Genomic DNA, 20,145 nt, shown 5'->3' on the forward strand with positions numbered 1-20,145 from the left:
GAAGGGAAGTGGCCTGCCGCTTCCCTTTTTCACGCTGCAAGGAGACCTCATGAAAACACCCTCACAGCCGCGCGCGATCTATTACATCGTGGCGATTCAAATCTGGGAATACTTCAGCTTTTACGGCATGCGTGCCTTACTTATCCTCTATCTCACCCATCAGCTTGGCTTTGATGACAGCCACGCCATCAGTCTGTTTAGCGCCTACGCCTCTCTGGTTTACGTTACCCCCATTCTTGGCGGCTGGCTTGCCGACCGCCTGCTCGGCAATCGCACGGCGGTCATTGCCGGCGCGCTGCTGATGACGCTCGGCCACGTGGTGCTCGGCGTCGAATCCGACTCAACCTGGAGCCTGTACCTCGCGCTGGCGATCATTATCTGCGGCTATGGCCTGTTCAAATCCAACATCAGCTGCCTGCTCGGCGAGCTGTATGCCGTTGACGATCATCGTCGCGACGGCGGTTTTTCGCTGCTCTACGCGGCGGGGAACGTCGGCTCAATCGCCGCGCCGATTGCCTGCGGGCTGACGGCCCAGTGGTACGGCTGGCACATTGGCTTTGCGCTGGCGGGGATCGGCATGTTTATCGGTCTGCTGATTTTCTTAAGCGGCAGCCGCTACTTCAGCCACACCCGCGGCGTCGACAAGCAGGCGCTGCGGGCGGTGACGTTTGTGCTGCCAGCCTGGGGCTGGCTGGCGGTGATGCTGTGCGTGGCGCCGGTGTTCTTTACGCTGCTGCTGGAAAATAACTGGTCCGGCTATCTGCTGGCGATCGTCTGCGTGTTTGCCGCCCAGATGGTGGCGCGGATTATGATCCGCTCTCCGCAGCACCGCCGGGCGCTGTGGCAAATCGTTCTGCTGATGCTGACCGGCACGCTGTTCTGGGTTCTGGCGCAGCAGGGCGGCAGCTCGATCAGCCTGTTTATCGACCACTTCGTTAACCGGCGCCTGCTGAATATTGAAGTGCCGACGGCGCTGTTCCAGTCGGTCAACGCGGTGGCGGTGATGGCGGCGGGCGTAGTGCTGGCATGGCTGATGCGCCCGGAAGGCGCAGCCCGCTCCGCGCTGCGGGTATGGCTGAAATTTGCCTTTGGCCTGGTGCTGATGGGCTGCGGATTTATGCTGCTGGCGCTTAACGCCCGCCACGCAGCCGTCGACGGCCAGGCCTCAATGGGGCTGATGGTCGGCGGGCTGGCGCTGATGGGATTTGCCGAGCTGTTTATCGACCCGGTGGCGATGGCGCAGATTACCCGCCTCAACATGCCCGGCGTGACGGGGGTGCTGACCGGTATTTACATGCTCGCCACCGGCGCGGTCGCCAACTGGCTGGCGGGGATGGTGGCACAGCGGACCACCGAATCGCAAATCAGCGAAACGGCCATTGCCGCTTATCAGCACTTTTTCTCCCGGATGGGCGCATGGACGCTCGGCTGCGTGGCGGCGATCGTGCTGCTGGCGTTTGCCGCAACCTGCAGCCTCGGCAAACGTCGCGCCGCCGGCGAAATTCCCGGCGGCGGCGCGTAAGCCATGAGGCTATCGCAAATGCGGGAGCGGCATACGCTCCTTGCACCGTTCAATAATCAGGAGGAGGATATTCTGGATGGAGAGGAAGCCGAAGACTAAAAATCGTTACTGAAGCGATGGCTGAGTGAGATCGGCCGGAAGTGAAGCCAGGCTCGTTAAGATTGTTCTCCGGTGATGACGCCCGAGACGGGCCGCGCCGGATGGTGACCTGGTTCAATTATCGAAGCAAGTTTGAAAGCAGGGTTATGAGGAACCAACATGTCTGAACAACAAGCACAAAGTGCCGATGAGGCAATTGACCTTAATAATGAACTGAAAAGCCGTCGCGAAAAGCTGGCTGCGCTGCGCGAGCAGGGTATCCCGTTCCCGAACGATTTTCGCCGTGACCATACCTCTGACCAGCTGCACGCTGAATTTGACGGCAAGGACAACGAAGAACTTACCTCCTTGAACGTTGAAGTCTCCGTGGCTGGCCGCATGATGACCCGTCGTATCATGGGTAAAGCCTCCTTCGTCACCTTGCAGGACGTCGGCGGCCGTATCCAGCTGTACGTGGCGCGTGACGATCTGCCGGAAGGCGTCTACAACGAGCAGTTTAAAAAGTGGGACCTCGGCGACATCATCGCCGCCCGCGGCAAGCTGTTCAAAACCCAAACCGGCGAACTGTCGATCCACTGCACCGAGCTGCGTCTGCTGACCAAAGCCCTGCGCCCGCTGCCGGACAAATTCCACGGTCTGCAGGATCAGGAAGCGCGCTATCGCCAGCGCTATCTGGATCTGATTTCCAACGACGCCTCGCGTCACACCTTTAAAGTGCGCTCGCAGATCCTCGCGACGATGCGTCAGTTCATGGTGGCTCGCGGCTTTATGGAAGTCGAAACCCCGATGATGCAGGTGATCCCCGGCGGCGCCTCCGCCCGTCCGTTTATCACCCACCACAACGCGCTGGACATGGACATGTACCTGCGTATCGCGCCGGAACTGTATCTTAAACGGCTGGTTGTTGGCGGCTTTGAACGCGTGTTCGAGATCAACCGTAACTTCCGTAACGAAGGCATCTCCGTGCGCCATAACCCCGAGTTCACCATGATGGAACTCTATATGGCGTACGCGGATTACAAAGACCTGATCGAACTCACCGAGTCGCTGTTCCGCACCCTGGCGCAGACCGTGCTGGGTAAAACCGAAGTGCCTTACGGCGACCAGATTTTCGACTTCGGCAAGCCGTTTGAAAAGCTGACCATGCGCGAGGCTATCAAGAAATATCGTCCGCAAACCGAGATGGCGGATCTGGATAATTTCGATGCGGCGAAAGCGATTGCCGAATCTATCGGCATCAACGTTGAGAAGAGCTGGGGCCTGGGCCGCATCGTCACCGAAATCTTTGACGAAGTGGCGGAAGCGCACCTGATTCAGCCGACCTTCATCACCGAGTATCCGGCAGAAGTTTCGCCTCTGGCGCGGCGTAACGACGTCAATCCGCAGATCACCGACCGCTTTGAGTTCTTTATCGGCGGACGTGAAATCGGCAACGGCTTCAGCGAGCTGAACGATGCCGAAGACCAGGCGCAGCGTTTCCTCGATCAGGTGAACGCCAAAGCCGCCGGCGACGACGAAGCGATGTTCTATGACGAAGACTACGTGACCGCGCTGGAGTATGGTCTGCCGCCGACCGCCGGTCTGGGCATCGGCATCGACCGGATGGTGATGCTGTTTACCAACAGTCACACCATCCGCGACGTGATCCTGTTCCCGGCGATGCGTCCGCAGAAATAAGCGGCCGTAAAAAGCAAAGCCCCGAGGCGCGTCGGCATCCCGGGGCTTTTTTATGTCAGCTGGCCGACGATCGGGCGCGGCCCACGCTCCCCCAGACCATCCGCCCCCGGTGGAAGGTTGCGGTGCGCGGCGAAATTCGCGCCACCGCTTCGGCGGAGCAGGAGGCGTCAACCAGCACGAAGCTGGCGTCGTCCTGGACTTTTGGCCACACGCGCTCGCCCTTATCGTTCAGCGGCAGCACGTCGCCGGTGGCAATCGCCAGCGAGCGGGAGAGCGTCTGCTCATTTGGGCGAATGTAGAGCTGGGCGTAGAGGTTGGCCTTCTCCAGCATGTCGCCGAGGCCGTACGGCGACCAGTGATCGATGACGCTGTCGGTGCCGGTCATCACAAACACGCCTTTCTCACGCAGCTGCCGCAGCGGCATATGCAGGGTGCCGATCGGCACGGTTGAGGCGATGGTTATCCGCGCCGCCGCCATGCGGTCAGCAATCGCATCGACCTGCTGTTCGTTGAGGGTCGCCAGGGCAAAGGCGTGGCTGATGGTCAGCTTGCCTTTCAGCTGCGGGGTTTTCTCCACGGTTTCTACCATGTAGTTTATCGCCGCCACGCCCGCCGGGCTGGTTTCGTGCAGATGAATATCCACCCCTTTGTCATAATCCAGCGCGATCTGGAACATGGTATCGAGCGACTTCTCCATCGCGCCGTCAACGTTGGTCGGATCGAGCCCGCCGACATAGTGCGCCCCGGCCTGCATCGCTTCGCGTACCAGCGACTCGGAGTGCGACAGCAGCAGGCCGTGCTGCGGGAAGGCGACGATTTCACATTCGAATCCCGGACTGCGCCGCGCCAGCACCGCCTGCAGGTTTTCGAGGTTTTTTAGCCCCGAAGTTGGTTCGATATTACAGTGGCTGCGGGCAACGGTGGAGCCTTTGGACTGGATCAGATCGATCAGCTTCTCCGCGTGCTGCTGGGTATAGGGCTGCAGCTCCGGCAGGAGCTTCTGCTCAAGCTTAATCATATCCTGAATCGTGGTGCCCGCCGGGCGGTTCAGGGAACGCCACGGGCCGCCGTAAAAGGTTTTATCGAGGTGGATATGCATGTCGCGCATCGCCGGGAGCATCAGCATTCCCGCCGCGTCGTAGCGGGGAAGGGTGGCATCGGGATGGCTTTTATTGGGCCGCAGGGCCGCTATCTTCCCGTCGCGAATCTCCAGGGTCTGCAGCTCGGTGCGGGTATGGACCACCGCTCCGTTTTCATAGCCGAAGCCGCTCTCCAGCAGCACGTTATCGAGGTAATAGTGTTTATCGCTGAGGCTCATGGTCCCCTGAGGATCGCTGCAGGCGGCCACTGCGCTGCTGTCCGCGTAGGCGGACGGCGCCGCGGCGCCGAGCAGGGCCGCGGCGGCGGCTATTTTTCCACTGCGGGTGATAAATTCCCGGCGGCTATTGTCTTTGTTCATCTTTCTTCCTTTAGTCATGCACCGTTAGTCATGCACAATGTGGGTGCCCGTTTCCCCGCGCAGCGCGGCGGGCAGGCGCTCCGGGGTGGTGATAATGACCCGGCTGCCGCCGTGCTTTAAGAATGCCAGGCTGGCGACGATTTTCGGCAGCATGCTGCCCGCCGGAAAGTGGCCTTCCTGCATATAGCGGGTCATCTCGCCGACCGTCACCGTTCCCAGCGCCTGCTGGTTGGCTTTGCCAAAATAAATGCACACCTTTTCAACGCCGGTGGTAATAACCAGCACGTCGGCGTGAATTTCCCGCGCCAGCAGCGCGGTGGAAAGGTCTTTATCGATGACCGCATCCACGCTCTGATAATCGCCCTGTTCGCCGCGCACTACGGGAATGCCGCCGCCGCCGGCGCCAATCACCAGGAAGCCCTGGCGGGTGAGGGTTTTAATGGCCTCGGCCTCGACGATGCGTTTTGGCTCCGGCGAGGCTACCACCCGGCGATAGCCGCGTCCGGCATCTTCGACGAAGCGCCAGTCGGGATGCGCCCGCTGCAGCTCGTCGCGCTGGGCGGCGCTAAAAAATGCGCCAATCGGCTTGGTGGGATGAGCAAACCCCGGATCGTTTTTATCCACCTCAACCTGGGTGACGATCGTGACCGCCTTTTGCTCGCCGCGATGGGCCAGGCGATTATTGAGCGCCTGCTGGATCAGATAGCCGATGCCGCCCTGGGTATCGGCGACACAGTTGGCCAGCGGCGTTAGCGGCAGGCCTTCGCGCTCGTGGGCGATTTCGGCGCGACGTAAATCCAGCCCGACCTGCGGCCCGTTGCCGTGGGTCAGCACGATGTTATAGTCCGATGCCAGCATCTCCAGCACCGTATCCGCCACGGCTTTCACGGCCTCGGCCTGATGCTCAATCGACTGGCTGGCGTTATCTTTTATGATGCTGTTGCCGCCAATGGCAACGACCACGAGTTCTTTCATTGTCCAGATTCCGCTACAGAGGGTAAGAGAGCTTGTTGTTCACCGTTGCCCGGACGCGGCGCCTGCGCCGCTCCCGGACTACTCTTTGCTACGCGAGGTAGCGCTCGCTCCAGCGCAAAATCGCCTTTTCAAAGCAGGCGAACGGCGGGTGGACAATGCCGGCGCCGATCATGCCGATCCCGGCATCTTTATGCGCGATGGCGGTATTGATCACCGGTAGAATGCCGCTGCTGCCGACGCGGGTGATATCGATAGCGGTCGGGATGCCCATAAAGCCGAGCAGCGGAATGGTGACGTTGGGGTTTTCACCGAGGGTGATTTCGCGCATCTGGCGTGAAAAATCGATAGCCTCCTCAACCGTGCCGCCAACCAGCGCGACGATAGCGGGGGCCGTCGCCATCGCAAAACCGCCGATGCCGTAGGTTTCGGTAATCGCGCTATCGCCGATATCCAGCCCGGAGTCTTCCGGTTTATAGCCGGCAAACATCGGGCCGATAACCTGCTGGGCCGGGCCGGTAAACCACTCTCCCGGCAGGCCGCTGACGCGCAGGCCGAACTCGACGCCGTTGCGCGCCATGGTGGTGACCACGGTGCTGTATTCAATGCCGTGGGCCGCATCCATCGCCGCTTTACACATCGCCATCCACGTCGGGCCGGAGAAGTAGTCGCTGCTGGCGACAAACTCGAAGACTTCGCGCTGCTGCTCGACGGAGTAGCCGGCCTGGATAATGCCCGGCGTCAGCGCCTGGATCAGCAGGGTGGTGCCCGCATTGTTGCGGTTGTGGCACTCGTCGCCCATATGCAGAGCCTGAGCCAGCATCAGGCGCAGATCGATTTCGCCAACGATCTTCATCGCATCCCGCAGCATCGGTCCCTGAACGTCGCGCATCCAGTTGAGGCGATCGATCACGCTCTGGTCGTTGGCCCCCATGCGCAGGATCTTCGCCATCTGCTCGCTCATGTTGGTAAACGCCACGTTGCCGTAGGTTTTATTCTCGACAATATGCATAAACATTGAGGCCGATGTGACGCCCGCCATTGAGCCGACGCAGTCGTGCTCGTGGCACGGCGAGAAGATGATCTCCCCGGAAGCCGCCAGCTCTGCGGCCTCATCCAGATCCTGTGCCAGGCCTTCAAACACCAGCGCCCCGGTCACCGCGCCCTTCATCGCGCCGCACATCTGCTCCCACTGCACCGGCGGCCCGGCGTGGAGAATGGTTTTGGCGGTCATGCCGGGAACCACGTTAATGGCCTGGTCGAAGCCGGTCAGCACCGGGTGCGACTGAATAATGCGCTCCAGCGCCTGCCGGTTGGCGGCGGCGATTTTGTCGGCCAGCGCGGAGTCGGCGATGGCGTCCAGCGCCTGTACTATCCGCATATTTCCCTGGCCCGGCGGCGTCCAGTCGAGCTGGGTAACGGCGGCGTGCTGCTTTTTCAGATCGTCGCTGAACAGGGCGATCCCAACGTTAATCACGTTCAGCGGCTGGTTGAATAGTGGCTGGCTCATCAGGCTTTCTCTCCTTTGCAGATAAACTCGCGCGCCAGCAGGCCGGTATGGCTGCTGCTGCTGGTCAGAATGACGCCCGCATCGCTAAGCATGCGGCGCTGTTGCTCCAGGGAAGGGGCGTCGAGGTCGGTGCCCAGCACGTAGCCGAGGATCGCCAGCGGGCGCCCGTCGGCGGCGGCAATAGCCTGCGCCTGCTTAATCGCCTCCAGCATCGCGCCGGCCGGGTCTTCATGGGAGCCGAAGCCGAGCACGAAATCCATGACGATGACGCCGACCTGCGGATCGCGGGCCTCCTGCAATAGCCGCTGGATGCGGTTGGTCGGGTCGATCATTGGGTGCGGCTTGCCGTTGGTGAAGTCGTCGTCGCCAAAATCGAGGAAGGTATGCTTAATGCTGCGGTTGATATCCGTCAGGCGCAGGGCCGGATCGGGCTGGATATTGCTGTAGACCTCGGCCTCTTTTTCCAGCAGCGCGAACATCGTTTCATCGCACAGGGTGCCGCCGCAGAACAGGCCGCGAATATACTTCTGCTGCGGAGTCAGGCGCCCGCGAACCTCGGCAATCAGCGCCCGATCGGCAGCCTGGCGATCGTCGTCTGCGGGCGTAATGCCGCAGAGCGCGACCGCTTTCAGCGCCGCTTCGTAGGTTCCGCGGGCAAACTGCAGGCCGCTCTCATCCGCAGGCGCTTCGGCGCGACCGAGGAAGCAGGCCACCACCGGCTTGCGGCAGGCGCGAGCGCGCTCAACGACCTTCCGCGCCACCGTCGGAGCCGGGGGTTTGGAGATCAGGACGATGATTTCGGTCTGCGGATCGTTTTCCAGCATCCCGATGGCGTCCAGCATCATCAGGCCGCCGATTTTTTCGCTCAGATCGCGGCCGCCGGTGCCGATAAGCTGCGATACGCCGCCGCCGAAATCGTGGATCCTGACGCTCAGCTCCTGGCTGCCGGTGCCGGAAGCGCCGATAATCCCGATATTGCCGCGGCGCACCGCGTTGCCAAAGCACAGGGCGGTGCCGTTAATAATGGCGGTACCGCAGTCCGGTCCCATCATCAGCAGACCTTTTTCATGGGCCAGCTGCTTAAGCGCCAGCTCCTCTTCTACCGTGACGTTATCGGAGAACAGCATAACGTTAAGGTCGTTTTGCAGCGCCTGGCGGGCTTCCCGGGCGGCGAACAGGCCGTTGACCGAAATCACCGCGAGATTGCTCTCGGGAAGATGCTTTTTGGCGCTGGCAAGCGTGGCATAACGGGCTTCATGCTGGCCGCTCTGCGCCTTGTTGTGGAACAGCTCTTCGATGGCCGCCAGGGTTTGTTCGTTGTCCGCGCCGTCGCGACCCTTAATGACGATCATCAGGTCGCCGTTTTTCGCTGCCGCCAGCTCCGGCGTCAGCAGCCCGAGATTTTTCAGCACCCCTTTGTTCATTTCCGTGGCCATCGCCACAAACGCCTGCTCGACGCCGTCGAGCTTATTAGCCCGCGTCGAAATCGACATCAGCGAAACGGAATCAAAATAGGTATTTGGCTTAACGATTATTTTAACTGACATCATTTCCTCCATACGCCTGGCTCAGGGCGCAGGCGTCCGCCATGCCGTACAGCATGTCGCAGCCGGAACTTGAGCCAATATTTTTAATATCGCCAATAGCGTCGACAGAAAAAGATTCTGGTTCATTCAGTAAATAATGAATAAAGCGCGCAATACTTTCTCTGTAACGCTGGTTTAATGCAGCCTCTAAGGTTATGGCGCTGAGCGTCGTGGTATTATTCCCGGTGCGCTGGAGGGCCAATAAAAAATCTTCCCGGTATTTTTCTGCCGGGTGTCCTGGGAGCAATAAAATAGTGCTCATGCCAACCAGGTAATCATCCGCCGACGGCGTCAGGCCAATACCCAACCCCAGCATCGAGGATACCGCAGGCGTAATTTCTTCTCCCTGCTGCAGGGCCGCTAGTAAAATGCGGCGGCGTTGCCGTAATTGCCGGCTAATTTCCTGATGAAAAGGATTATTGCCGCGATAGAGAAATAAAGTTTCATCTTCGCGCAGCTGCTGGCGGAGCGTTTGGCTCCAGCGCCGCCACGGAATATGCCGCAGGCGGTCGACGCTCAGCGTCGGTTTGGCCATTTGCCAGCGCCGGCATAGCGATGTCTCTATCCATCCGCTATCGCCGAACGCGATGCCTGAATCAAGAAAGCGAACCGGCTGGCCGGGCCGCAACAGATTGTCAAAGTGTGTGAGTGCCAACCTACAGCTGTTGGGCGCGTTATCGTAATCCGCGCAAAGCAGCGTCAGCATCCGCTGCGGACCCGGAACAAACAGATTTACCGCCCGGGAAAAGAGCTGTTCAACCCGCCCGCTGCCGCGCTGTGCGAGAAACCGTTCGTCCGCAGTTAGCGCTTGCACACACCGCCGTCCGGAGGTGTCGATAGCGGTTCTCCTCGGCTAGGCGCCCGCGGCAATCAGCAGCCGGGCTATTTCGCTAAAGCCTTTATCCCGCGCCAGCTCCAGCGGAGTTCGGCCATATTTATCGGTCATATGCGGGCTGGCGCCGTGCTCCAGCAGCAGCGCAACGATCGCCTGCTGCGTGTCGCCGCCGTCGTTGAGCACGATGGCTTCCAGCAGCGGCGTCCAGCCGACAAAGTTGGTGTGATTAACGTTAATCGCGGTGTGCGTCAGCAGCTCTTTGACGATCGCCAGATGGCCTTTTTCACAGGCTGGGGTCAGGCCGACTCCGCCGAAACGAGTTAAACAATTCAGGTCCGGAGCGGCGGGAAGAATTAAACGCAGCAGCGTTAAATCATTATTCAGGCAGCTTAGCAGGAAGGGGGTAAAACAGGTCTGGTCCTGTTTATTAATATCGATTCCCGCATCGATAAGCTGCTCCACGCAGTCATAGTGTTGATGGAGGCTGGCAAGGACAATTGCCGTCTGGCCGAGGCGGTTAGTGCTGTTAATATTAACGCCCTGGAGCAGGCACTGTTTTAATTGTGCGAGGTTTCCTTGCTCCGCCGCTAACAGGTATTCAGTGATGAGATTTTCCCTGGACATAAACCGGCTCCGGATAAATTTGCGCTGATGCTTTTGGTCGATGGGCTGAGAATAGCAATGAAAAAATGATAAAAGAACCCGCTTAAAATTTATTCGCCGGAAAGCGGCCGATTGTTGAATTTTATTTAATAATGGATGCAGACTGTGCGGTGGTGCACCCTTTGCTGGTTTCTCCGTATTCCCCTTAATGCAATCGGGTTTTATTTATATATAGTTGCCGAACGTAATAACGACTCCTGGAAACGATTATCCGGAGGAGGACAAGATGAACGGACTCACGGCTACGGGGATTACTGTCGGAATTAGCGCCGGCGTCTGGCAGCTGATCTCCTCGCAGGTTGGGCTTGAGCACGGCTGGGAATTATTAGGTACGATTGGCTTCGTCGCCTTCTGCAGTTTTTACGCCGCGGGCGGGGGAAAAGAGGGGTTTATCAAAAGCCTGTTTGTTAACTATTCCGGGGCGGTGTGGGCGTTTCTTGCGGCGCTGGCCTCGGGATGGGTCGCCGCGCTGAGCGGTATATCGGGCTTCTGGGCCAGCGTCATCGTCACGGTGCCGTTCTCGGCCGTGATTGTCTGGCAGGGACGGTTTGCTCTGACTTCATTTATTCCCGGCGGCTTTCTCGGCATGACGCTATTCTTCGCCTCCGGGCTGAACTGGCCGGTGACGCTGCTGGGCTTCTTTGCCGGCAACTGCGTCGGCCTTATTTCCGAGTATACCGGCCGTCGGCTGAGCGAAGCGACGTCGAAACCCGAGGCCTGAAACGACGCCGCTGGCCGAAGGAACCGGGAGCTCCTTCGGCCAGGCTGTCAGCATGGCGTTAAAAGTTATTCAAAAATGGTTGCCCAATCATCAGCGCAGCAAATACATTCAGCATGAGAATTTAGCGGATGGCCGGTTGACGAGAGCAGGAGCGGGCGCATGAACTCAATTTTTACCGAAGAGAATCTTCTGGCGTTTACCACGGCGGCGCGCTTTGGCAGCTTTAGCAAGGCGGCGGATGAGCTGGGGCTCACGACCTCCGCCATCAGCTATACCATTAAGCGGATGGAGACCGGGCTGGACGTGGTGCTGTTTACCCGCAATACCCGCAGCATTGAGCTCACCGAATCCGGCTACTACCTTTTTCGCAAAGCCACCGACCTGCTGAATGATTTCCACGCCATCAAGCGCAGCATCGATACCATCGCCCAGGGCATCGAGGCGCGGGTGCGGATCTGCATTAATCAGCTGCTGTATACGCCGCGCCACACCGCGCGCCTGCTGCAGGTGCTTAAAAAACAGTTTCCCACCTGCCAGATAACCGTCACCACCCAGGTTTATAACGGCGTCTGGGACGCCATTATTAATAATCAGGCCAACATTGCCATCGGCGCCCCGGATACGCTGCTTGACGGCGGCGGCATTGATTACACCGAAATCGGCGCGATTCGCTGGGTATTCGCCATTGCCCCGGATCACCCGCTGGCGTTTATGCCGGAGCCTATCTCCGAAAGCCAGCTGCGCCTGTATCCGAATATCATGGTGGAAGACACCGCGAATACGATTAATAAAAAGGTCGGCTGGCTGCTGCATGGTCAGGAGGCGATCCTGGTGCCGGATTTTAATACCAAGTGCCAGTGCCAGATCCTCGGCGAGGGAATTGGCTTTCTGCCGGATTATATGGTCCATGAAGCGATGGACGAGCGGCTGCTGGTGACGCGCCAGATCCACAACCCGCGCCAGGATTCGGGAATGCTCCTCGCCACCCAGCACGCGGCGACCGGGCAGGTGACCCAGTGGATTAAAAAGGAGTTTCGTCCGGGCGGCCAGTTGACCGCTATTTATCAGGATTTACTCCATCGGGGGAAATAACGGGAACGGACCCGGCCACTTTATGTGATATAACAGCGGGTATAAAAACATAAGGTGTTAATTAAATGAGAAAATTAAAGCTAATTGTTGGCGGCTTGATCTGTGCTGGTTGTTTATTAACGCCGGTATTATCGCTGGCAAATTATAAAATAATAAATACCCAGCCGATTCATTTCGCTAAAGGCACCAGCGGCGCCACGCTCCATAATGCGGTGAGCGGGGCCGATGTGAAAGACTATACGCTGGTGGCTAAAGCGGGCCAGACGATGCGCGTCAGTATGAAAAGCAGCGCCCACCATCCCTATTTCAACGTCATTAACCCGGCTAATGAAACGGTTTTTAATGGCTCCATGCGTGAAGGCGATTTCGAGCAGCGCCTGGCGACCGGCGGGAAATATACCGTTCGCGTGTACCAAATGGGCGGCGCGCGCGATGAGGGTAAAACCAGCCCCTATGAGCTGACGCTTAAAATTATCCACTAGCCTGCGGGCGGCTATTTAGTGCGCTTATAGCCCGCCGGCGGGAGTACCCTGCGCCCACCGCGATCGCCAGTGCGCGATATACTTCCTCGCAATCTCCGGCCGGTTACGAATAACCACCACGTTTTCGCTATTCATCGTTTCCGCCGAAGGGGCGTAGTTAAATGACCCGGTTTCCACCGTTGCGCCATCGGCGATAATCGTCTTGTCGTGCTGAATGTGATAGTGGCCATCGACGCGGAGCGGCACGCCATGTTGCACCATATATTGCATCATGAGCCGGCTGGCTTTCGCGCGGTTGCGCTTTTTATCCACCACGATCCGCACGTCAACGCCGCGATCCTTGGCGGCCACCAGCGCACGGGCAATATCTGGAGCCTGAAAGGCGTAGGCGATCATGCGGATCGAGATGTGGGCCTTATTAATCGTTTGTAGAACCAGCTGCCGGGCCGACCCCTCCGGTGAAAAGCCCACCTCGACATCAGGTGCGGCCTGGGCGAAAGCGGACAGCGATAGCGCCGTTGCGAATATCAGCGGCTGATAGATTGAGGAGCGCAGCATAACTGTCCTGTCGAGATCGGGAGAACCGGAAGGGCGCAGTCTACGCTCCCGGCGGCGCATCGTTCCAGTGTCTATCCATGATAAAGCATGTCCATCCATGAATGATTCCCCAATGAAACCATCTCCTGCTGAATGCCAGTCCCGCCCCATCGGCTCGTGAGCAAACTGCTGGCCGCCTCTCATTTTTCGCTCGTTTATGCAGCAATGTTAGATATCTGTCAAAGTTCTGTTACTACGTGGTTTTAAAATTTTCATTTCAGTTATTTAATTATAAAAGTTTCAAATTAGTTGTTAATGAAACAAATTGACTGAAATGTGATGACCGCAAGCGTAGATGATTAATGAACTGCTGTTTTAATAATTCATTATAAATCAACTGATTTTAGCGGTTTTAAACGAAAGGTGAGCCGACGGCGCTGGCAGAGACGCGTGCTCTGGCCGAAGGACAGGCAGGTGTTTGCCTCGTTATTTATGAAATGAATTTTTCATTTATCTCAATAAACTGGCGTATCAACGACGCTCAAGGATCAACTGTGAATATCAAGAAAACGATTGTTGCCTCTTTGTTAGCCTGTATGTTGCCTGCGGTTGTTATGGCAAAAGATATTTCCGTCGGCGTTTCGATGGCGCTTTTTGATGATAACTTTCTGACGATCCTGCGTACCGCAATGCAAAAAGAGATGCAAAAAGATGGCGTCAAGTCGCAGGTTGAAGACGCCAAGGGCGACGTGGCGCAGCAGCTCCAGCAGGTTCAGAACTTCATCGGCCAGGGCGTTGATGCCATCATCGTTGCCCCGGTCGACACCAACGCGGTGAAACCGATTATAGATCAGGCGACCAAAGCCGGTATTCCGCTGGTGTTCGTTAACCGTCGCCCGCAGCTGCCGCTGACGGACAAAATGGCCTACGTCGGCTCGGATTCAGTCCTCGCCGGTCGTCTGCAGATGGAAGCGCTGGCGAAGGCGATGAACGGTAAAGGAAACGTCGCGATCCTGCTGGGCGATCTGGCGAATGAATCGACCCGCGACCGCACCAGGGGCGTGGAAGAGGTAGTGGCAAAATACCCGAATATTAAAATTGTGCAAAAGCAGACCGCCAAATTCATGCGTAATGACGCGGTGGACGTGGTGAGCAACTGGATGACCAGCGGGGAAGATATCCAGGCCATTGCGTCAAACAATGATGAAATGGCCATTGGCGCGCTGCAGGCGCTGGGCAGCAACCCAAATCATATTCTGATCGCCGGCGTTGACGGCACCCCCGACGCGCTGCAGATGCTCAAAAACGGCAAGATGATCGCCACGATTTTCCAGGACGCGAAAGGTCAGGGTGAAGGCGCGGTCAACGCCGCCATCAAGCTGGCTAACGGTGAGAAAGTAGAAAAATTCATCGACGTCCCCTACCAGCTGATTACCAAAGAAAACATGTCTGATTTCGTCAGCCGCAACCAAAAATAACCATTCCAGGCCCAGCGGTACGGAGGTTGATGTATGAACGCTTTTGCCCTAGAAGCCGAAGGTATCAGCAAGTTCTTTCCCGGCGTGAAGGCGCTCGATAATGTCTCATTACGCGTGCGCCCGGGAACGGTGCACGCGCTGATGGGCGAAAATGGGGCCGGTAAATCCACGCTAATGAAATGCCTTATCGGGATTTACCGGCCCGATAAGGGCGCAATAAGAGTCAAAGGCCAGCCGGTTCAGTTTCAGAACACGATGGATGCGCTGCGATCGGGGATCTCGATGATCCACCAGGAGCTTAATCTGGTGCCGCATATGACGGTGGCGGAAAATATCTGGCTGGGCCGCGAGCCGATGAAGTATGGCTTTGTCGATCATCGCCAGCTGATTAGCCAGACCCAGGCGCTGCTGAATAAACTCAATATTCGCCTCGCTGCCGATCGGCTGGTGGGCGATCTTAGCATCGCCGCCCAGCAGATGGTCGAAATTGCCAAAGCGGTCTCGTGGAACGCCGATATCGTCATTATGGATGAGCCGACCTCGGCATTAACCGAAGGGGAGGTCGCGCACCTGTTTACGATTATTCGCGACCTCCGCGCGCAGGGTAAAGCCATCATCTATATCAGCCATAAGATGGATGAGATTTTTGCTATCACCGATGAAGTCAGCGTCTTTCGCGACGGCAGCTGGGTGGACAGTAAACAGACGGCGGAGTACACCCGCCAGTCGTTAATTACCCAGATGGTCGGGCGTGAATTAACCCAGCTGTTCCCAAAATTCAATAATACGATTGGGGAGGATGTCCTGAGCGTGCGGAATCTGTCGCGAAAGGGCTATTTCGATGACATCAGCTTCAGCGTGCGTCGCGGCGAAATCCTCGGCGTTGCCGGGCTGGTCGGGGCCGGACGCAGCGAGGTGATGGAGTGTCTGTTCGGCATGGAGAGCTTTGACGACGGAGAGGTCCTGATTGATGGCGTCCCGGTGAAGATCGATTCTCCTTCCGTGGCCATCGAAAAAGGGATGGCGCTGCTGACCGAGGATCGCAAAAAGTCAGGCCTGTTCCTCGTCCTGTCGGTGCTGGAGAATATGAGCATCGTCAATATGCCGGAATATGTCGGCAAAAGCGGGTTCGTGAAACATATGAAAATGGCGGAAGACTGTATGGCGCAGATCCGCCGCCTGAATATAAAAACTCCGACGATGGATCAAATTATTAATAACCTCAGCGGCGGTAATCAGCAAAAAGTACTGATTGCCCGCTGGCTCTTAGCCCAGCCCAAAATATTAATTCTCGATGAGCCGACCCGCGGTATTGACGTGGGAGCGAAGGCTGAAATTTACCATCTGATTAGCGAACTGGCGAACCGTGGCGTCGCGGTGATTATGGTTTCTTCTGAACTACCGGAAATTCTCGGGATGAGTGACCGCGTGATGGTCATGCACGAAGGGCGTATTACCGGCATCCTTGAAAAAGATGAGGCCGATCAGGAAACCATTTTGTCGCTAGCATCCAATTGAGGCGTAGAGAATGAGCAATATGAAATTGACCGCAGCTCCCGTAAATGAGAAACCCTCTTTCTTTCGTCATCTGCGGCATAAAATGCCGAAAGATACCGGGATATTTATCGTCATGGTGGTGATTGCCCTGACTTTTGAAATTGCCGGCTGGTTCGTTCGCGACCAATCATTTTTAATGAATAGCAACCGCCTGGTGCTGATTGTTTTACAGGTGGCAATTATCGGTATTATCGCCGTTGGGGTGACTCAGGTGATTATTACCACCGGGATTGACCTCTCCTCCGGTTCGGTTATCGCCCTTGCGGCGGTGGTGGCGGCGAGCCTGGCGCAGACATCGGACAGCCTGACGCCGATGTTTCCGTCGCTGGTCAACCTGCCGGCGGCGATCCCCGTTTTGGCCGGGATCGGCGTCGGCCTGCTCTGCGGATTGACCAACGGTTTTCTGGTGACCCGCACCGGGATCCCGCCGTTTATCGCCACCCTCGGGATGATGGTCTCCGCCCGCGGTCTCGCGCAGTATTACACCCAGGGCAACCCGATTAGCTTCCTGTCCGACAGCTTTACCGCCGTGGGGCAGGGGGCGATGCCGGTCATTATTTTCTTTGTGATCGCCGCGCTGTTCCATGTCGCGCTAAAGCATACCCGCTACGGTAAATACGTCTACGCCATCGGCGGCAACATGACCTCGGCGAAAGTTTCCGGCATCAACGTCAACAAGTATCTGGTTATCGTTTATACCATTGCCGGCGCGCTCTCCGGCCTCGCCGGCGTGGTGCTGGCGGCGCGCGTCAGCAGCGGCCAGTCGAGCATGGGGATGTCCTATGAGCTGGACGCCATTGCCGCCGCGGTGATCGGCGGCAGCAGCCTGATGGGCGGCGTCGGGCGGATTACCGGAACGCTGATAGGGGCGGTGATCCTGGGGCTGATTAAAAGCGGCTTCACCTTCGTCGGGGTGGATGCCTACGTGCAGGATATTATTAAAGGCATCATTATCGTGGCCGCGGTGACCATCGATATGCGCCGCAACCGTAAAAAACACTAGGTTTTAAAAATGGCCCGCTGCGGGCCATTGGTTTTCATACGCGGGGGGGTTACGCCTCGTTTGCCGCCAGCAGCAGGCTGTGCAGCAGGACGTTGGCCCCTTTTTCGGCCCAGGCGGGCAGAATATTTTCGGCCTCATTATGGCTAATCCCCTTCTCGCAGGGGATAAATATCATGCTGGCGGGGGCTACCTTGCTGATATAGCAGGTATCGTGCCCGGCGCCGGAAACCATCCGTCTGGCGCTGTAGCCGAGCGCCTGGGCGGCCCGTTCGCTGCGCGCCAGGCAGTCGGGATCGAAGGCGATGGGCGCGTAGTCAAAAATGCGCTCGACCTCTGCCGTCACGCCGCGTTCGCCCAGCGCTGCGGCGGCGCGGCGCAGCGCGAGCTCCATCGCTTCGAGGGCGTCGCTTTGCGGATGGCGAAACTCGACGCTGCACTCCACGCGGCCGGGCACCACGTTGCGCGAACCCGGCGTCACCTGCACGGTGCCGACCGTCGCGCGGCCGTCTGGCTGGTGGGCAAGACCGATCTCTTCCACCGCCAGCGCCAGCTCGGCAAAAGCGGTTAGCGCATCGCGACGGCTGCCCATCGGCGTGGTGCCGGCGTGGGCGGCGAAGCCGGTCAGGCTGACGTTGAACCAGCGCTGGCCCATTGCCGCGTGCACGAGGCCGATATCAATTCCTTCGTCTTCCAGAATCGGCCCCTGTTCGATATGCACCTCGTAGCAGGCGTGCAGGGGAAATGCGGCCGTCGGGTGCTGGCCGCGATAGCCGATAGCCTCCAGCGCCGCGCCGACGCTGACGCCGGTGCGATCTTCGCGGGCAAGGGCCCACTCTTCGCTGAACTGCCCGGCCCACACGCCGGAGGCGAGCATCGCCGGGGCAAAGCGCGCGCCCTCTTCGTTGGTCCAGTTCACCAGCACGATATCGCGCTCGGTTTCGCTGCCGCGTTCGTTAAGCGCCCGCAGCGCCTCCAGCCCCGCCAGTACGCCGTAGATACCGTCATAGCGGCCGCCCAGCGGCTGGGAGTCGACGTGCGAACCGGTCAGCACCGGCGCCAGCGCCGGGTTTTTACCCGCCCGGCGGATAAACATATTGCCCATGCTATCGACCCGGTAGCCAAATCCCGCCTCCAGCGCCCAGTCGCGCAGCAGATCCCGGGCCTGGCGGTCCTCTTCGCTCAGCGTCAGCCGGGTGACGCCGCCGGCGGGCGTCGCGCCGATGGTCGCCATTGCGTTAAGCGTTGCCCACAGGCGCTCGCCGTTGACGGTTATCATGATGGGTCCTTCTTTACGCGATAGCGGAAATCACAGCACGGCGCGCCCTGCATAATGGTCGTCGTGCGGGTCAGCTCAACCTCCGGAGCATAGCCGACGATAAACTTGTCATCGCGGGCGCAGGAGAGCAGGTGGCCAATCTCGCCGAGGCCCATCTGGTGATACATTTCGGCATAGCGGCAGCGGTTAACGTTGTAGTTGTACTGCCGATCGTCGGCATCCAGCACGGTGACCTCCAGCGCGTTGTCCTTTTCCCACAGATACTGCAGGGCGACAAAGCTCTGGATATCCGCGCCGTTGGGCTCTTTGGCGGCGAAGGTTTTCCCCGCCTCAATGGCGGCGTTTTCAATCGCCTCGCCGATGACCGCCTGGGCGCGAGCTTTGCCAATCTCGCGGACCAGGATGTCGTAAATCGGCTTAATAATCTCTGCTTCAATTTTGCGGCGGGCGAGAATGCCCAGCTCATTATTATCACTCATCACGTTGCCTCACTGCGTTACTTCGTGGCGCCGCCGCCGAGTACGGTTTGCGGCTGCCATTTACCGTCGACGACTTTGTAGACGGTAAAGGTTGGCGACTTCAGGTTGCCCTCTTTATCAAAGGCGATCTGCCCGGTAACGCCTGAGTAGCTGATGGCGCGCAGGGCGGGCAGGTAGACGGCCGGATCGACGGAGTCGGCTTTTTCCATCGCCGCGACCAGCACGCGCGTAGCGTCGTAGGCGAACGGCGCGTGCAGCTCGATATGGGTGTGATAGCGCGACTGATAGGCCTGCTCGAAGGCCTTGCCGCCCGGCATCTGCTCTACCGGCAGCCCCGGCTCCAGCGCCACCACGCCGTTGCCCTCTTTTTGCGCCAACTGCAGGAAGGTCTGGCTGACGAAGCCGCCTGCGCCCATCAGGGTGGCGCTGAGCCCCAGCTGCTTGATGCGGCGCGCCAGCGGTGCGGCCTGGCTGTCGACGCCGCCGAAGAAGATCAGATCGGCGTTTTTGCTGCGAATCGCCGTCAGCACGGCGCTGAAGTCCACCGTTTTGTCATCGACGTACTGGCGATCGACGATATCGATCCCCTGGGCCTTCAGCGACTTAATAAACTCATCCGCCAGGCCCTGGCCGAAGGCGGTGCGATCGTCGATCACCGCAATGCGTTTGGCCTTCAGGGTCTGCACCGCGTACTGGCCGGCAAACTGGCCGCCGTCATCGTCATGGCCCATCACCCGGAAGCTGGTATCGAAGCCCTGTTTGGTATACGCATGACCGGTCGCCACCGGCGCAACCTGGGCGATCCCGGCGTCGTGATAGACCCGCGCCGCCGGAATGCTGGTGCCGGTATTCCAGTGGCCGACCACGCCCGCCACGCCGCTATCCACCAGGCGCTGAGCCACGGCTACCGCGGTGCGCGGGTCAGACTGGTCGTCTTCTGATTGCAGCTTAAAGGTTACCGCCTTGCCGCCGATCGTCGGGTGCTGCTTGTTGATATCGTCAATGGCCAGCCGGGCGCCGTTTTCCAGGTCCTTGCCGATACGCGCGGAAGGGCCGGTTAGCGGGCCGGCAAGGCCGATAGTGACGGTTTCGCCAGCGGCGGACCATGCGGCGGTTGAGGCAAAACCGCTGAGCACAATAGCGGCGCTGAGCGCACTGATTTTTGCTGTTTTCATTGTTTTTCCCTGATGTTGGTTG

The 20,145-nt window shown here is 58.6% G+C and carries 18 protein-coding genes; 8 read left to right on the top strand and 10 right to left on the bottom strand.

The window, feature by feature from the left end:
* The first annotated feature begins 49 nt into the window (after positions 1-49).
* Together dtpD and lysS are read left to right on the top strand one after the other, a co-directional pair.
* Positions 50-1,522, top strand: a complete 1,473-nt coding sequence (dtpD, locus tag NWP14_RS09435) for a dipeptide permease DtpD (protein WP_375215228.1) — start codon at positions 50-52, stop codon at positions 1,520-1,522.
* Positions 1,523-1,780: 258 nt separating this feature from the next.
* The gene (gene lysS, locus NWP14_RS09440) at positions 1,781-3,298 is read left to right on the top strand and encodes a lysine--tRNA ligase (protein ID WP_375215229.1); all 1,518 of its coding nucleotides are present in this window, start codon (positions 1,781-1,783) and stop codon (positions 3,296-3,298) included.
* Positions 3,299-3,353: 55 nt separating this feature from the next.
* Here the strand turns inward: lysS and NWP14_RS09445 are convergent, their stop codons facing one another.
* From NWP14_RS09445 to NWP14_RS09470, 6 genes are all read right to left on the bottom strand, one after another.
* Positions 3,354-4,757: an amidohydrolase family protein gene (locus NWP14_RS09445; RefSeq protein WP_375215230.1), complete on the bottom strand. Its 1,404-nt coding sequence runs from the start codon at positions 4,755-4,757 to the stop codon at positions 3,354-3,356.
* A gap of 24 nt (positions 4,758-4,781) precedes the next feature.
* Positions 4,782-5,732 carry a carbamate kinase family protein gene (locus NWP14_RS09450; RefSeq protein ID WP_375215231.1) on the bottom strand — a complete coding sequence of 317 codons (951 nt, stop codon included), beginning with the start codon at positions 5,730-5,732 and terminating at the stop codon, positions 4,782-4,784.
* A gap of 88 nt (positions 5,733-5,820) precedes the next feature.
* Positions 5,821-7,239 carry a DUF1116 domain-containing protein gene (locus NWP14_RS09455; protein ID WP_375215232.1) on the bottom strand — a complete coding sequence of 473 codons (1,419 nt, stop codon included), beginning with the start codon at positions 7,237-7,239 and terminating at the stop codon, positions 5,821-5,823.
* Positions 7,239-8,786, bottom strand: coding sequence for an acyl-CoA synthetase FdrA (gene fdrA / locus NWP14_RS09460; protein ID WP_375215233.1), 1,548 nt, complete (start codon positions 8,784-8,786; stop codon positions 7,239-7,241). Before fdrA ends, NWP14_RS09455 begins: the two co-directional genes overlap by 1 nt.
* The gene (locus tag NWP14_RS09465; protein WP_095094711.1) at positions 8,776-9,639 is read right to left on the bottom strand and encodes a DUF2877 domain-containing protein; all 864 of its coding nucleotides are present in this window, start codon (positions 9,637-9,639) and stop codon (positions 8,776-8,778) included. Before NWP14_RS09465 ends, fdrA begins: the two co-directional genes overlap by 11 nt.
* 39 nt (positions 9,640-9,678) lie before the next feature.
* A complete protein-coding gene (locus NWP14_RS09470; RefSeq protein ID WP_375215234.1) occupies positions 9,679-10,284 on the bottom strand; it encodes an ankyrin repeat domain-containing protein in 606 nt (201 codons plus the stop codon).
* 265 nt (positions 10,285-10,549) lie between these two features.
* On the opposite strand from NWP14_RS09470, the gene NWP14_RS09475 reads away from it, so the two are divergent.
* The 3 genes from NWP14_RS09475 to NWP14_RS09485 all read left to right on the top strand — a co-directional run bounded on the left by NWP14_RS09475 (position 10,550) and on the right by NWP14_RS09485 (position 12,618).
* Complete coding sequence (locus tag NWP14_RS09475; RefSeq protein WP_095094715.1) at positions 10,550-11,044, top strand: DUF1097 domain-containing protein; 495 nt, start codon at positions 10,550-10,552, stop codon at positions 11,042-11,044.
* 159 nt (positions 11,045-11,203) lie between these two features.
* Positions 11,204-12,136, top strand: coding sequence for a LysR substrate-binding domain-containing protein (locus NWP14_RS09480; protein WP_095094717.1), 933 nt, complete (start codon positions 11,204-11,206; stop codon positions 12,134-12,136).
* A 65-nt stretch (positions 12,137-12,201) separates the two neighbouring features.
* A complete protein-coding gene (locus tag NWP14_RS09485; protein WP_375215235.1) occupies positions 12,202-12,618 on the top strand; it encodes a DNA breaking-rejoining protein in 417 nt (138 codons plus the stop codon).
* A gap of 24 nt (positions 12,619-12,642) precedes the next feature.
* On the opposite strand, the gene NWP14_RS09490 is transcribed toward NWP14_RS09485, so the two are convergent.
* A complete protein-coding gene (locus NWP14_RS09490) occupies positions 12,643-13,176 on the bottom strand; it encodes a phospholipase D family protein (protein ID WP_375215236.1) in 534 nt (177 codons plus the stop codon).
* Between the two features lie 533 nt (positions 13,177-13,709).
* Between NWP14_RS09490 and NWP14_RS09495 the strand changes: the two genes are divergently transcribed.
* Genes NWP14_RS09495 through NWP14_RS09505 form a run of 3 tightly spaced genes read left to right on the top strand, consistent with a single transcriptional unit; the run spans position 13,710 to position 17,193 of the window.
* On the top strand, positions 13,710-14,633 hold the full coding sequence (locus tag NWP14_RS09495; RefSeq protein ID WP_095097958.1) for a sugar ABC transporter substrate-binding protein: 924 nt from the start codon (positions 13,710-13,712) through the stop codon (positions 14,631-14,633).
* Positions 14,634-14,666: 33 nt separating this feature from the next.
* Positions 14,667-16,151, top strand: coding sequence for a sugar ABC transporter ATP-binding protein (locus tag NWP14_RS09500; protein ID WP_375215237.1), 1,485 nt, complete (start codon positions 14,667-14,669; stop codon positions 16,149-16,151).
* 19 nt (positions 16,152-16,170) lie between these two features.
* Positions 16,171-17,193 carry an ABC transporter permease gene (locus NWP14_RS09505; protein ID WP_331850713.1) on the top strand — a complete coding sequence of 341 codons (1,023 nt, stop codon included), beginning with the start codon at positions 16,171-16,173 and terminating at the stop codon, positions 17,191-17,193.
* A gap of 49 nt (positions 17,194-17,242) precedes the next feature.
* On the opposite strand, the gene NWP14_RS09510 is transcribed toward NWP14_RS09505, so the two are convergent.
* Genes NWP14_RS09510 through NWP14_RS09520 form a run of 3 tightly spaced genes read right to left on the bottom strand, consistent with a single transcriptional unit; the run spans position 17,243 to position 20,123 of the window.
* Entirely contained in the window at positions 17,243-18,469 is a 1,227-nt protein-coding gene (locus tag NWP14_RS09510; protein WP_375215238.1) for a Zn-dependent hydrolase, read from the bottom strand.
* Positions 18,466-18,948, bottom strand: a complete 483-nt coding sequence (locus NWP14_RS09515) for an L-2-amino-thiazoline-4-carboxylic acid hydrolase (RefSeq protein WP_331850628.1) — start codon at positions 18,946-18,948, stop codon at positions 18,466-18,468. Before NWP14_RS09515 ends, NWP14_RS09510 begins: the two co-directional genes overlap by 4 nt.
* 17 nt (positions 18,949-18,965) lie before the next feature.
* Positions 18,966-20,123, bottom strand: coding sequence for a branched-chain amino acid ABC transporter substrate-binding protein (locus NWP14_RS09520; protein WP_095094731.1), 1,158 nt, complete (start codon positions 20,121-20,123; stop codon positions 18,966-18,968).
* Positions 20,124-20,145 lie beyond the last annotated feature (22 nt).

It is taken from the genome of Klebsiella sp. C349492 (assembly GCF_042055345.1).
GTDB classification, from domain to species: Bacteria; Pseudomonadota; Gammaproteobacteria; order Enterobacterales; family Enterobacteriaceae; genus Klebsiella; species Klebsiella scottii.

Bases quoted from the DNA above. Each gene is read 5' to 3' on its own strand.
- NWP14_RS09480 (WP_095094717.1), top strand. From the start codon at position 11,204: ATGAACTCAATTTTTACCGAAGAGAATCTTCTGGCGTTTACCACGGCG.
- NWP14_RS09470 (WP_375215234.1), bottom strand. From the start codon at position 10,284: ATGTCCAGGGAAAATCTCATCACTGAATACCTGTTAGCGGCGGAGCAA.
- NWP14_RS09500 (WP_375215237.1), top strand. From the start codon at position 14,667: ATGAACGCTTTTGCCCTAGAAGCCGAAGGTATCAGCAAGTTCTTTCCC.
- dtpD (WP_375215228.1), top strand. From the start codon at position 50: ATGAAAACACCCTCACAGCCGCGCGCGATCTATTACATCGTGGCGATT.
- NWP14_RS09510 (WP_375215238.1), bottom strand. From the start codon at position 18,469: ATGATAACCGTCAACGGCGAGCGCCTGTGGGCAACGCTTAACGCAATG.
- NWP14_RS09490 (WP_375215236.1), bottom strand. From the start codon at position 13,176: ATGCTGCGCTCCTCAATCTATCAGCCGCTGATATTCGCAACGGCGCTA.
- NWP14_RS09475 (WP_095094715.1), top strand. From the start codon at position 10,550: ATGAACGGACTCACGGCTACGGGGATTACTGTCGGAATTAGCGCCGGC.
- NWP14_RS09455 (WP_375215232.1), bottom strand. From the start codon at position 7,239: ATGAGCCAGCCACTATTCAACCAGCCGCTGAACGTGATTAACGTTGGG.
- fdrA (WP_375215233.1), bottom strand. From the start codon at position 8,786: ATGTCAGTTAAAATAATCGTTAAGCCAAATACCTATTTTGATTCCGTT.
- lysS (WP_375215229.1), top strand. From the start codon at position 1,781: ATGTCTGAACAACAAGCACAAAGTGCCGATGAGGCAATTGACCTTAAT.
- NWP14_RS09520 (WP_095094731.1), bottom strand. From the start codon at position 20,123: ATGAAAACAGCAAAAATCAGTGCGCTCAGCGCCGCTATTGTGCTCAGC.
- NWP14_RS09485 (WP_375215235.1), top strand. From the start codon at position 12,202: ATGAGAAAATTAAAGCTAATTGTTGGCGGCTTGATCTGTGCTGGTTGT.
- NWP14_RS09450 (WP_375215231.1), bottom strand. From the start codon at position 5,732: ATGAAAGAACTCGTGGTCGTTGCCATTGGCGGCAACAGCATCATAAAA.
- NWP14_RS09505 (WP_331850713.1), top strand. From the start codon at position 16,171: ATGAAATTGACCGCAGCTCCCGTAAATGAGAAACCCTCTTTCTTTCGT.
- NWP14_RS09445 (WP_375215230.1), bottom strand. From the start codon at position 4,757: ATGAACAAAGACAATAGCCGCCGGGAATTTATCACCCGCAGTGGAAAA.
- NWP14_RS09515 (WP_331850628.1), bottom strand. From the start codon at position 18,948: ATGAGTGATAATAATGAGCTGGGCATTCTCGCCCGCCGCAAAATTGAA.